This is a genomic window from Roseateles asaccharophilus, assembly GCF_031458115.1.
Lineage (GTDB): Bacteria > Pseudomonadota > Gammaproteobacteria > Burkholderiales > Burkholderiaceae_C > Pelomonas > Pelomonas asaccharophilus_A.
The window spans coordinates 176,223-188,170 of the sequence record NZ_JAVDXV010000004.1 but is presented as its reverse complement, the minus strand read 5'-3'; the positions used below and the strand labels follow the sequence as shown (position 1 = coordinate 188,170).

General features: G+C 69.5%; 14 protein-coding genes. 2 read left to right on the top strand and 12 right to left on the bottom strand.

Annotated features, from left to right (window positions below; genetic code table 11):
* Positions 1-65: 65 nt before the first annotated feature.
* Complete coding sequence (locus J2X21_RS11785) at positions 66-1,286, bottom strand: efflux RND transporter periplasmic adaptor subunit (protein ID WP_310328691.1); 1,221 nt, start codon at positions 1,284-1,286, stop codon at positions 66-68.
* A 22-nt stretch (positions 1,287-1,308) separates the two neighbouring features.
* Entirely contained in the window at positions 1,309-2,118 is an 810-nt protein-coding gene (locus J2X21_RS11780; RefSeq protein WP_310328689.1) for an alpha/beta hydrolase fold domain-containing protein, read from the bottom strand.
* 103 nt (positions 2,119-2,221) lie between these two features.
* Here J2X21_RS11780 and J2X21_RS11775 point away from each other — a divergent pair, with 103 nt between their 5' ends.
* A complete protein-coding gene (locus J2X21_RS11775) occupies positions 2,222-3,157 on the top strand; it encodes a LysR family transcriptional regulator (protein ID WP_310328688.1) in 936 nt (311 codons plus the stop codon).
* A 4-nt stretch (positions 3,158-3,161) separates the two neighbouring features.
* Here J2X21_RS11775 and J2X21_RS11770 read toward each other — a convergent pair whose 3' ends face one another.
* The 9 genes from J2X21_RS11770 to trpE all read right to left on the bottom strand — a co-directional run bounded on the left by J2X21_RS11770 (position 3,162) and on the right by trpE (position 10,187).
* On the bottom strand, positions 3,162-3,317 hold the full coding sequence (locus J2X21_RS11770; protein WP_310328687.1) for a hypothetical protein: 156 nt from the start codon (positions 3,315-3,317) through the stop codon (positions 3,162-3,164).
* Between the two features lie 134 nt (positions 3,318-3,451).
* Positions 3,452-4,138, bottom strand: coding sequence for a uracil-DNA glycosylase (locus J2X21_RS11765; protein WP_310328686.1), 687 nt, complete (start codon positions 4,136-4,138; stop codon positions 3,452-3,454).
* A complete protein-coding gene (gene trpC, locus J2X21_RS11760; protein WP_310328684.1) occupies positions 4,135-4,926 on the bottom strand; it encodes an indole-3-glycerol phosphate synthase TrpC in 792 nt (263 codons plus the stop codon). The genes J2X21_RS11765 and trpC overlap by 4 nt, the downstream gene beginning before the upstream one ends.
* Positions 4,927-4,943: 17 nt before the next feature.
* On the bottom strand, positions 4,944-5,453 hold the full coding sequence (locus J2X21_RS11755; RefSeq protein WP_310328683.1) for a hypothetical protein: 510 nt from the start codon (positions 5,451-5,453) through the stop codon (positions 4,944-4,946).
* Positions 5,450-6,484 carry an anthranilate phosphoribosyltransferase gene (gene trpD / locus J2X21_RS11750; protein ID WP_310328682.1) on the bottom strand — a complete coding sequence of 345 codons (1,035 nt, stop codon included), beginning with the start codon at positions 6,482-6,484 and terminating at the stop codon, positions 5,450-5,452. Before trpD ends, J2X21_RS11755 begins: the two co-directional genes overlap by 4 nt.
* Before the next feature lies 1 nt (position 6,485).
* Complete coding sequence (locus J2X21_RS11745; RefSeq protein WP_310328681.1) at positions 6,486-6,986, bottom strand: DinB family protein; 501 nt, start codon at positions 6,984-6,986, stop codon at positions 6,486-6,488.
* A gap of 2 nt (positions 6,987-6,988) precedes the next feature.
* The gene (ltaE, locus tag J2X21_RS11740) at positions 6,989-7,951 is read right to left on the bottom strand and encodes a low-specificity L-threonine aldolase (protein ID WP_405048807.1); all 963 of its coding nucleotides are present in this window, start codon (positions 7,949-7,951) and stop codon (positions 6,989-6,991) included.
* Between the two features lie 163 nt (positions 7,952-8,114).
* Positions 8,115-8,699 (bottom strand): anthranilate synthase component II, encoded by a 585-nt coding sequence (locus J2X21_RS11735; protein ID WP_310328678.1) that lies wholly within the window; start codon positions 8,697-8,699, stop codon positions 8,115-8,117.
* Positions 8,700-10,187, bottom strand: a complete 1,488-nt coding sequence (trpE, locus tag J2X21_RS11730; protein ID WP_310328677.1) for an anthranilate synthase component I — start codon at positions 10,185-10,187, stop codon at positions 8,700-8,702.
* 273 nt (positions 10,188-10,460) lie between these two features.
* Here trpE and J2X21_RS11725 point away from each other — a divergent pair, with 273 nt between their 5' ends.
* On the top strand, positions 10,461-11,060 hold the full coding sequence (locus J2X21_RS11725; protein WP_310328676.1) for a chalcone isomerase family protein: 600 nt from the start codon (positions 10,461-10,463) through the stop codon (positions 11,058-11,060).
* Positions 11,061-11,219: 159 nt separating this feature from the next.
* Here the strand turns inward: J2X21_RS11725 and gph are convergent, their stop codons facing one another.
* A complete protein-coding gene (gene gph / locus J2X21_RS11720) occupies positions 11,220-11,879 on the bottom strand; it encodes a phosphoglycolate phosphatase (RefSeq protein WP_310328675.1) in 660 nt (219 codons plus the stop codon).
* Positions 11,880-11,948 lie beyond the last annotated feature (69 nt).

Genomic DNA, 11,948 nt, shown 5'->3' with positions numbered 1-11,948 from the left:
CACGCGCCCCGCAGGCCGGCTGAACCGGCCCGCTGGACGGGGCTCGCGGTGAGAGGTGGGCTAGATCAGGAGTTCTTGGCGGCGGCCTGTTGCGCGCTCAACTCGGGCTTGGCGTCCATCGCGACGTCCTTGGGCGCGAGCACCGAGCCCGGCCGCACGCGCTGCACGCCGCCGACGACGATGCGCTCGCCGCCCTTCAGGCCGCTGGTGACGACGCGCAGGCCGTTCACGTTGGCGCCCAGCGTCACCGGCCGCCATTCGGCCTGGTTGCCGGCGCCGACGACGATGACGTAGCGCTTGTCCTGGTCGGTGCCGACGGCGCGCTCGTTGACCAGCAGCGCGGCCTCGTTCTTCGCCTGGCCCATGCGCAGCTTGGCGAACTGGCCGGGAATCAGGCCGCCGTCCTTGTTGTCGAACACCGCGCGCACGCGCAGCGTGCCGCTTCTGGCGTCGACCTGGTTGTCCACCAGCTGCAGGCGGCCGGTGGTGGCCTTGTCGCTGCCCGCGAGCATCTCGACCGGAATGCGCTCCATGCCGCGTCGCTCCGCCGCGCCGCCGGGCAGCGAGGCCAGCGCCTCGCGGACGATCTTCTCGTCGGCGTCGAAGCTGGCGTAGATGGGGCTGACCGACACGAGGTTGGTCAGCACCGGCGCGCCGGCGCCTGCCGCGACCAGGTTGCCGGTGGTCACCTCGATCTTGCCGACGCGGCCGGCCACCGGCGCCCGCACCTGCGTGTAGCCGAGGTTGAGCTGCGCCGACTGCAGCGCGGCCTGGGCGGCGCGCAGGTTGGCGGCGCCTTCACGGGCGGCGTTGTCGCGCTCGTCGAAGTCGCGGCGGGACACGGCGCGCTCCTCCAGCAGCGCCTTGGCGCGCTGGGCCTCGCTCTGCGTGTAGGCCATGCGGGCCTGGGCGGCGGCCACCTGGGCCTCGGCGCGGGCCACCTCGGCCTGGTAGGGCGCGGGGTCGATGGTGACGAGCAGGTCGCCGGCCTTCACAAGGCTGCCCTCGCGGAAGTGCACGGCCTGCACGGCGCCCGACACGCGGGCCCGCACGTCCACGCGATCCACGGCCTCCAGTCGGCCGGAGAACTCGTTCCAGGCGGCGACGTCCTGGCTGACGACCTGGGCGACGGACACCGGCGTGGCCGGCGGTGCGGCGGGGCCGGAGTTGGCCTGCGCATTGCTGCTGCCGAATTGCGCAACGCCAATGGCGCCCAGCGCGACCAGGGCGGCGGCGCCGGCGATCAGGCCGACGCGACGGTTGAGACGAGGGGTGGTGGACTGCATTTCTAGTTCGCTCCGAGAAGGGTCAGACGGGAAGATTCAGCGCGCGGCGGGCCGCGTCGCGCAGGAACTCGTGGATGGGATTCAGCGCGTGCTCGGCGGCGACGGCCGGCAGCGTCAGGTCGCGGGCCAGGCCACCGTGTTCGCGCAGCGTGGCGGCGTAGCGGCGCGCCTCGTCGTTCAGCGGGTGGCCGACCTCGCCCAGGATCAGCGCGGGCGCCAGGCCCGACAGCCGGCTGGCGTTCAGTGGCACCGCGTAGGGGTGGTCGGCGTTGGCGCACGTGCCCAGGTAGGCCTGCCAGCCCTTGGCGTAGACGCATTCGCTGCCGCCGCATTCGCCGTCGCGCATGGAGGCGCTGCCCAACTGCGGGTCCAGCATGGGCGAGATCAGCAGCTGGCCGGCCAGCGCGGGCGCATGCTGGTCGCGTGCCATCAGCGACAAGGCCGTGGCGATGTTGCCGCCAGCCTCCTCGCCGGCCACGAACAGCGCGGTGTGCGGGCTGCCAGTCAGCCTGGCCGGCTTGGTGGCCATGGCCTGCAGCGCGTCGAAGGCGGCCGCCAGGCTGGCCGGGAAAGCGTGGGCGGGTGCCAGCGGGTAGTCCAGCGCGACGACGTCGGCACCGGCCGCGGCCAGCAGCTCGCTGCGTTCGCGGGCGTCCGCCAGCGAGCCGCCGGTGAAGCCGCCGCCGTGCAGGTACAGCATCAGTGCGCGGGTGCCGCCGTCGTCCAGCGGCCGGGCCGCCGGGTGGAACTCGGCCGCGAGGCCGGGCGCCGGGCCCAGCCGAAGAGGCTTGGGCGAAGGCCGGACAAGGGAGGGATCTGCCGTTTTGTGCATGGCAGCAAATTTAGGGGCGCGTGTCCCAGGGATAAACGGCCTGGGAAGTGACTCACTTTTCCCCCACGTGGAACAATGAACCGATTCACCCCCGCCAAAGCCCATGGACCGACTCCAAGCGATGCAAGCCTATGTCCGGGTTGTCGAGGCCGGCACCTTCACCAAGGCCGCCGACTCGCTGGACCTGCCCAAGGCCACGGTCACGCGCCTGATCCAGACGCTGGAAACCCATCTGCGCACCAAGCTGCTGAACCGCACGACGCGGCGCGTGACGGTGACGCCCGACGGCGCCGCCTACTACGAGCGTGCGACGCGGCTGCTGGGCGACCTGGACGAGCTGGAAGGCAGCATGAACCAGGCGCGCATGACGCCGCGCGGGCGCATCCGCATCGACGTGCCGGGCGTGGTGGGGCGCGAGATGATCATTCCGCATCTGCCGGATTTCTACGCCAAGTACCCCGACATCCAGATCGAGCTGGGCGTCAGCGACCGCACGGTGGACCTGATCAGCGACAACATCGACTGCGTCATCCGCGGCGGCGACCTGACCGACCAGAGCCTGGTGGCGCGGCGCATCGGCGAATTCCATTTCGTGACCTGCGCGACGCCCGAGTACCTGCGCCGCCACGGCACGCCGGCCCATCCGCTGGAACTGACGCAGCCGCCGCATCGCATGGTGGGCTACTTCTCGGCGCGCTCAGGCAAGGTCATGTCGGACACCTTCAAGCGCGGCGACGAGGTGGTGGAGGTGGTGGGCAACCACGTGCTCGCGGTCAACGACGCGAACGCCTATCTGAACGCGGGGCTGGCCCATCTGGGGGTCGTGCAGGTGACCTGCTTCATGGCCGCGCCGCTGCTGAAGAGCGGCGGCCTGGTGCGGGTGCTGGAGGACTGGACGGTGGATCCGATCCCGGTCTACGTCGTCTACCCGCCCAACCGCCACCTGAGCAGCAAGCTGCGGGTGTTCGTGGACTGGGTGGTTGAACTGCTGGGTTCGCAGAGCACGGCAGGCCTCAAAGTGCGCTGTGCGCTGAGCTGAGCGCTCAGGCTTCCTCGGGCGCGGCGCTGGCCGTCAGCAGCGGCTGGCCGAATTCTTCGTTGGCGGGCGCCGGGGCGTTGATCGCCAGCATCAGGCCCGCCGCCAGCGCCGTGACGGCCGTCGCGGCGGTGATCAGCGTGAATAGGGAACGGGTGTTCATCGTGACTCTCCTTGGGGCCACCGTTGTCGGTGTGCCCATGGATGGTCACTGTAGAAACTTGGGCCTGAATGAGAAAGCCGGGCGGATAGAACGGCGAGTTGCTTTGAACGGAACAATCGCCGCCTGAAAGGCGCTCAGGCCTTGCGCGGTGCGCCTCGGCCCCGTTCCTCCAGCCACGCCTTGGCCGTCGAGAAGTGCCCGCAGCCGATGAAGGGCCGCGGCGGCTTCAGCGCCGACAGCGGCGACGGGTGGTTGGCCTTCAGCACCAGGTGATCTTGTCGCGCCGCCTCGATCAGCGGTGCCTTGGCCTGGGCGTAGCTGCCCCATAGCATGAAGACCTTGGGGGCGGGGTCTTCGGCGGCGGCCTTGATCAGCGCGTCGGTGAGCTGCTCCCAGCCGCGGTTGGCGTGGCTGGCGGCCTGGCCGTTCTCCACCGTCAGCACGGCGTTCAGCAGCAGCGTGCCGCCCTCGGCCCAGCGCACCAGGCTGCCCGTGGGCGGGAAGGGCTTGCCCAGGTCGCGCTGGATCTCCTTGAAGATGTTGCGCAGGCTGGGCGGGAAGGGCACGCCTTCGGGCACGCTGAAGGACAGGCCCTCGGCCTGGCCGGGGCCGTGGTACGGGTCCTGGCCCAGGATGACGACACGGGTCTGCGCCAGCGGCGTCAGCGTGAGCGCGCGCAGCGGCTTCGGCGGATAGATGGTGGCGCCGGCGGCATCGCGTTCGGCCAGATAGGCCAGCAGCTTCTGCCCGACGGGTGACGCGGCCCAGGCGTCGACGACGGGGCGCCAGTCGGTGTCGGGGAGTTCGAGCGGCAGCTTCATGCGAACAGTGTCGCCAATGCCTGGCCCGGGTCCGGCGCGCGCATGAAGGCCTCGCCGACCAGGAAGGCGTGCACGTTCGCATCGCGCATGCGCTTCACGTCGGCCACGCCCAGGATGCCGCTCTCGGTCACCAGCAAGCGGTCGGCCGGCACGCGGGGCAGCAGGTCCAGCGTGGTGTCCAGCGTCACGTCGAAGGTGCGCAGGTTGCGGTTGTTGATGCCCACCAGCGGCGTCTTCAGCGCCAGTGCGCGGTCCAGCTCGTCGCCGTCGTGCACTTCCACCAGCACGTCCAGGCCGATGGCGTGGGCGGCGGCCTCGAGGTCGGCCATCTGCGAGTCGGCCAGGCAGGCGGCGATCAGCAGGATGCAGTCGGCGCCCATCGCACCGGCTTCCATGACCTGGTATTCGTCGACCATGAAGTCCTTGCGCAGCACCGGCAGCTCGCAGGCGGCGCGTGCCTGGCGCAGATGGGCGACCGAGCCCTGGAAGAAGCGCTCGTCCGTCAGCACGCTCAAGCAGGCCGCGCCGTTGCGGGCGTAGCTCTCGGCGATCTCGGCGGGCTTGAAGTCCTCGCGCAGCACGCCCTTGCTGGGGCTGGCCTTCTTGATCTCGGCGATCACGCCGGCATGACCGGCCGCGATGCTGGCGCGCAGCGAGCGCTCGAAGCCGAGCTGCTCGCCGCGGCGGGCCTCGGCCTCCTCGCGCAGCGAGGCCGGTGATCGCCTCGCTTTCGCCGCGGCGACCTCTTCCCACTTCACTTCGACGATGCGATTCAGGATGTCGGTCATCTGTTTGCTCTGCAGGTTCAAAGACTCAGGCCTTGGCGGCCCATGTGCAGCCGCGCGCTGAGCGTGTCGGCGAGCTGGCTGGTCAGTTGATGTTCGGCGCGGTTGGCGCCGGCGCGGGTCTGGAAGATGCGCAGCGGCTTGCCGCCATCCTCGTGGCGGAACTCCAGCGCCAGTGTGCGCCGGCCGTTGCCGCCCACGCAGTAGACGGACCATCCCGCGCCGTCCAGCGTGCGGGCCTCGCCGTCCACGCCCACGGGCTCGATGCGCGCGGGCGCGGCGAGGTGCAGCCGCCAGCCTATGCCGTGGCGGCGCAGCGTGGCGTACAGCGCCATGCCGAGCACGCACAGCGCCAGCGCGATCCAGCCCAGCAGCGCCGATCCCTGGCGGTGGCTGACGACGCCCAGCGCGGCGCCGGCCAGCCCGGTGATCAGCGCGGCCGGATGAGGCTCCAGCCGCGGGCACCACAGCTGGGCCGCGTCGCGCGCGTCCGTCAGCATGCCGCGCAGCAAGGCCTCGGTGGATCTCACGCGGCGCCCAGCTTCTGCGTGGTGGCGACGAAGGCGTCCAGCTTGGCGCGCGCGGCGCCGCTGTCCAGCGCCTGGCGGGCGCGGGCGATGCCGTCGGTCAGCGAGGCGGCCACATTGGCCGCGTACAGCGTCGCGCCGGCGTTCAGCAGCACGATGTCGCGCGCCGGCCCGGTCTGGCCGTCCAGCACGCCGACCAGCATCTGGCGCGACTGCTCGGGGCCTTCGACCTTGAGGCTGCGGTTGCTGGCCATCGCGAAGCCGAAGTCCTCGGGATGGATCTCGTACTCGCGGATGGCGCCGTCCTTCAACTCGCCCACCAGCGTCGTCGCGCCCAGCGAGATCTCGTCCATGCCGTCCTTGCCGTAGACGACAAGCGCATGCTCGGCGCCCAGGCGCTGCAGCACCCGCACCTGGATGCCCACGAGGTCGGGGTGGAACACGCCCATCAGGATGTTGGGCGCGCCGGCCGGGTTGGTCAGCGGGCCCAGGATGTTGAAGATGGTGCGCACGCCCATCTCGCGGCGCACGGGCGCCACGTTCTTCATCGCCGGGTGGTGGTTGGGCGCGAACATGAAGCCGATGTCGCACTCGGCGACGCTGGCGGCCACCTGGCGCGGCGTCAGCTGGATGTTGGCGCCCAGCGCCTCCAGCACGTCGGCGCTGCCGGTCTTGCTGCTGACGCTGCGGTTGCCGTGCTTGGCGACCTGCGCGCCGGCCGCCGCGGCGACGAACATCGAGCAGGTCGAGATGTTGAAGCTGTGCGCGCCGTCGCCGCCGGTGCCGACCACGTCGACCAGGTGCGGCAGCGGGCCCAGCGGCACCTTGTTGCTGAGTTCGCGCATGACCTGCGCGGCGGCGGTGATCTCGCCGATGGTTTCCTTCTTCACGCGCAGGCCGGTCAGCAGCGCGGCCGCAATGACGGGCGACATCTCGCCGGCCATGATGCGGCGCATCAACGTCAGCATCTCGTCGTGGAAGATCTCGCGGTGCTCGATGACGCGGGTCAGGGCTTCGGTGTCGGTGATGGGCATGTCAAAGCTCCCGGCGCTGGGGTTCGTTCTGATGGAGATAGCGGGTGAACAGATCGCGCGGCGGTGGCTCGTCGATCTGCTTCATCAGCATGCCGACATTGCCGCGGTGGTGGCTGCCGTGGTGGATGACGTGGGCCAGGATTTCCTCGCGGCTCATGCGGCCGGCGTCGCCGTCGGTGAAGCGAAAGCTCAGCACCTCCTCGAACTGCTCGGGCGCCAGGCCGCGCACGTAGTCGACGTACCAGCCGTCCACCTCTGCGACCGAATCACGCAGCTCGTCCAGCGTCGGCGTGGCCGCGGTGTTGCTGGCCTCAAAGCCGTGCGGCTCGCCGCGCAGGTGGGCCGCGAAGATGCGGTCCACCGTGTGGATATGGTTCAGCGTGCGGATGGCGATGTGGCGGTTGTCGGATGACAACGACGCACCGGCCAACGCCGCGAAGAACTCGCGGTTGATTGCAGCCTTCTGCTCAAACAGGGAGATCAGCAGCGTGGATGTCGACATGCTCAAGCCTCCTGCAGAAACTCGCGTGTGGCCGCAATGGCGTGGTCGACGCCGGCGGCGTCAACGTCCAGATGCGTGACGAAGCGCAGGCCGATGAGGCCCGTCGCCAGCACGCCGCGCGATTTCAGGTGCGCCAGCAGCGCCGGCGTGCGGCCGTCGCTGACCTGGGCGAAGACGATATTGGTCTGCGGTGGCGTGACGGTGATACCCGGCAGCGCTGCGAGGCCCTGGGCCAGCCGCTTGGCCAGCGCGTGGTCGTCGGCCAGGCGCTCGACGTGGTGGGTCAGCGCATGGTCGGCTGCGGCCGCCAGCAGGCCCACTTGGCGCAGGCCGCCGCCCACCATCTTGCGCACGCGGTGGGCGCGAGCGATCAGGTCCTTCGAGCCGACCAGCATGGAGCCTATGGGCGCGCCCAGGCCCTTGCTGAAGCAGATGGAGACGGAGTCGAAATGCCGAGCCAGCTCGGCCATCGTGCGGCCCGACGCGACGGCGGCGTTGAACAGTCGCGCGCCGTCCAGGTGCGTGGCCAGGCCGCGCGCATGGGCCAGCTCGCAGGCGTCGGCGACATAGCTGGCCGGCAGCACGTTGCCGCTCCAGGTGTTCTCCAGCGCGAGCAGTCGCGTGCGCGCGAAATGCGGGTCGTCGGGCTTGATGGCCGCGGCGATGTCGTCCAGCTTCAGCGTGCCGTCGGGCTGGTTGGGCAGGGGCTGGGGCTGGATGCTGCCCAGCACCGCCGCACCGCCGCCTTCGTAGCGGTAGGTGTGCGCCAGCTGGCCCACGATGTACTCGTCGCCACGGCCGCAGTGGGCCAGCAGGCCGCAGAGGTTGCTCTGCGTGCCGCTGGCCATGAACAGCGCGGCTTCCTTGCCCAGCAGCGCAGCGACGCGCTCCTGCAGCGCGTTGACGGTGGGGTCGTCGCCGAAGACGTCGTCGCCCACCTGGGCGGCGGCGATCGCTTCGAGCATCGCAGCGGTCGGCTTGGTGACCGTATCGCTGCGCAGATCAACAACGGTGGCCGGGCCGCCACCGCCAGACGACGGGGCGTAGTCGGTCACTGATGCCCCCTTCGGCCTGCGGCCTGTCCCCCCACGGGGGTGTGAGCTTGCTTGGGGCGGCCCGGCGCGGCGCTCATGGCCGCAGCTCCAGGAAGTTGCGCAGCATCGCGTGCCCATGCTCGCTGAGGATGGACTCGGGGTGGAACTGCACACCCTCCAGCGGCGTGGCCGTGCCGGCCAGCTCGCGGTGGCGCACGCCCATGATCTCGCCGTCGTCGCTGCGCGACGTGATCTCCAGCACCGCGGGGCACGAGGCCTCCTCGATGACCAGCGAGTGGTAGCGGATCACCGAGAAGTCCTTGGGCAGGCCCGTGTAGACACCGCGCTGATCGGTCGTGATGGTGCTGGCCTTGCCGTGCATCTGTGTCTTCGCGCGGATGATCTTGCCGCCCAGCGCCTGGCCCATGGCCTGGTGGCCCAGGCAGACGCCCAGCAGCGGCTTCTTGCCGATGAAGTGCTGGATGGCCTCCACGCACACACCCGCCTCGTTGGGCGTGCAGGGGCCGGGCGAGAACACGATGTGATCGGGATCCAGCGCCGCCATTTCAGCGACCGTGATCTCGTCGTTGCGCACCACCTTCACGTCGGCGCCCAGTTCACCGAAGTACTGGACGATGTTGAACGTGAAGCTGTCGTAGTTGTCGATCATCAGCAGCATTTAGAAGCCCTCCTCGACGAGTTCGGCGGCGCGCAGCAGCGCTCTGGCTTTGGCTTCGGTCTCTTGCCACTCAAGTTCGGGCACTGAATCCGCGACAACCCCCGCAGCGGCCTGCACATACAGCGTGCCGTTCTTGATGATGCCGGTGCGGATCGCGATCGCCAGGTCCATGTCGCCGGCAAAGCTGAGATAGCCGCAGGCGCCGCCATAGATGCCGCGCTGCACGGGCTCCAGCTCGTCGATCAGCTCCATGGCGCGCACCTTGGGCGCGCCGGTCAGCGTGCCGGCGGGGAAGGTGGCCTTCAGCACGTCCAGCTGGCCCACCTCGGGGCGCAGCACGCCTTCGACGTTGGACACGATGTGCATCACGTGCGAGTAGCGCTCCACGACGAAGGCCTGCGTGACCTTGACGCTGCCGGTGCGCGCGATGCGGCCGATGTCGTTGCGGGCCAGGTCGATCAGCATCAGGTGCTCGGCGCGCTCCTTGGGGTCGGCCTGCAGCTCGGCTTCCAGCTCCAGGTCGCGCTCCGTCGTCGCGCCGCGCGGGCGGGTGCCGGCCAGCGGGCGGATGGTGACCTTGCGTGAGCCGTCGCTGGCGTGCTCTTCACGCACCAGGATCTCGGGGCTGGCGCCGACGATCTGGAAATCGCCCAGGTCGTAGAAGTACATGTAGGGGCTGGGGTTCAGCGCCCGCAGCGCGCGGTACAGCGCGATGGGCTCGGCCTTGTAGGGCTTGGAGATGCGCTGGCCCACCTGCACCTGCATCAGGTCGCCGGCGGCGATGTATTCCTTGGCCTTGGCCACGGCGGCCAGGAAGTCGGCCTTGGCGAAGCCGCGTGTGACCGGGTGCGCCTCGGTGCGCGCCACGCGCGGCACGCTGACGGAGTAGGTCAGCTTGTCGCGCAGCTGCGAGAGCTTCTTCTTCGCGCGGAAATAGGCCTCGGGCTGGCGCGGGTCGGCCCAGACGATGAGGTACAGCCGCCCCGACAGGTTGTCGATGACGGCGATCTCTTCCGACAGCAGCAGCACGATGTCCGGCGTGCCCAGGCCTTCGCCCTTGTGTGCGCGGTCCAGCTTCTTCTCGATGGCGCGCACGGCCTCGTAGCCGAAGTAGCCGGCCAGGCCACCGCAGAAGCGCGGCAGGCCGGCGGGGATCCTGGGCTTGATGCGCTCCTGGTAGGCCGCGATGAAGTCCAGCGGGTTGGCATCAGCCGTCTCGACGATCTGGCCGTCGGTCAGCACCTCGCAGTGCGTGCCGGTGGCGCGGATCAGCGTGCGCGCCGGCAGGCCGATGAAGGAGTAGCGCCCGAAGCGCTCGCCGCCGACGACGGACTCCAGCAGGAAGCTGTTGCGCCCGTGGCCGGAGCCGGCGCACAGCTTGAGGTACAGGGACAGCGGGGTTTCGAGGTCCGCAAAGGCTTCGCTGATGAGCGGAATGCGGTTGTAGCCCTCGGCGGCGAGGCTCTGGAATTCGAGTTCAGTGATCACGTCTCAAACCTTGAAAAGACAGCTTCAGGGCTTGGCGTGCAGCCCGGCGGATGAACACGGGCAACGCGAGGAAAAGCGCGTCAGGGCGCGCCAAGCGGCATCAAACGGCAGTGAACCAGCGACGCCAGGGCCAGGCTCCCCGGTCGCTCGACCCCGTGATGTGCTTGCGCGTGATGAACATGCGGGCCAGTGTATCAGCGGGGTTTTGCGCCGATCGCGCCATACTTCGGCTCACGGAGACGCCGCCATCGCGGCAGAACAATGGAGCGAGATATGCGCGCAATCGTCGTCGCGGCCTGCCTGGCCGTGGGCAGCCTGAGCGGGGGGAGCACCTGGGCCCAGACCGTCGAGGTGAGCAACGTCAAGTACGAGACCGCCCTGGACCTGGCGGGTCAGAAGCTGCAGCTCAACGGTGCCGGCACCCGTTACAAGTTCGTCGTCAAGGTCTACACGGCGGGTCTGTACCTGACGACCAAGGCCGGCACGCCGGCCGAGGTGCTGGCTGCACCGGGCCCCAAGCGCATCCACATCAGCATGTTGCGCGACATCGATGGCAACGAACTGGGCAAGCTGTTCACCAAGGGCATGGAGGACAACGCGCCGCGCGAGGAGTTCGTCAAGTCCATCAACGGCGTGCTGAAGCTCAGCGAGATCTTCGCCAGCCGCAAGCAGCTCAACAGCGGCGACAACTTCTCGGTGGACTATGTGCCGGGCGTGGGCTCGACGGTGCTGCTGAACGGCAAGGCCATCGGCGAAACCATCAAGGAGCCCGAATTCTTCTCGGCGCTGCTGCGCATCTGGCTGGGCGACAAGCCGGCCGATGCAAGCCTGAAGGAAGCGCTGCTGGGCATCAAGAAAGAGCGTCGACGCTAGAACCTGAGACCCCTCGTCCGGCCTTGCCGCTGAACGCGGGCAAGTCCAGCCGGTCCCCCGAGGGGACGACGATGCTCGCAGGGCGTTCCCCGCTCGCACATCGCCAGACGGGCCGGCTTGGGGCGGCCCGGCGCTCGGCCCCCAAGGCAAGAGTGCCGGTCAGTCGAGCCGAACCTCGTCCAGCCGGCTGACATGCTGCAGCGCCGCCACGGCGCGGATGTCCTCGCCGTGGTTGTAGCCATAGGTCACCAGCACCAGCGGGCACCCAGCGGCGTTGGCCGCTTCGGCGTCGTTGCGCGAGTCGCCCACCATCCAGGTCGCCGACGGCGCCGTGCCCAGGGCCTCGCAGGTCTTCAGCAGCGGCAGCGGGTCGGGCTTCTTGCGCTCGAAGTCGTCGCCGCCGAACACGTGGCTGAAGTAGTGGTTCAGCCCCTTGCGCCGCAGCAACTCGCGAGCCGGTGCGCCGGGCTTGTTGGTCAGCACGGCCAGCGGCAGGCCGCGTGAGCGCAGCAGCTCCAGTCCTTCGATGACGCCCGGATAGACGGCCGCATGCTGGCCGTTCAGCGCCGCATAGTGCTGCTGGTACAGCGGCCAAGCGCGGTTGAACAGCGCGGGTGCGCCGCCCACATGGGCCAGCGTCGTGCGCACCAGGTGCTCGCTGCCCTTGCCGATGGTGCGCTCGATGAAGTCGCGCGTGACCGGCGGCAGGCCCAGGTCGGACAGCACACGGCCCAGCACGGCGACGAAATCGCCCAGCGTGTCGACCAGCGTGCCGTCGAGGTCGAGGATGCAGGCTTGCAGGGAAGTTGAGTGGGTCATCGGCTTCATCAGTTTCACGAAAGTACGGGCCTACGATGGGTCACGCCCACTCCGACACGGCACAGTCAC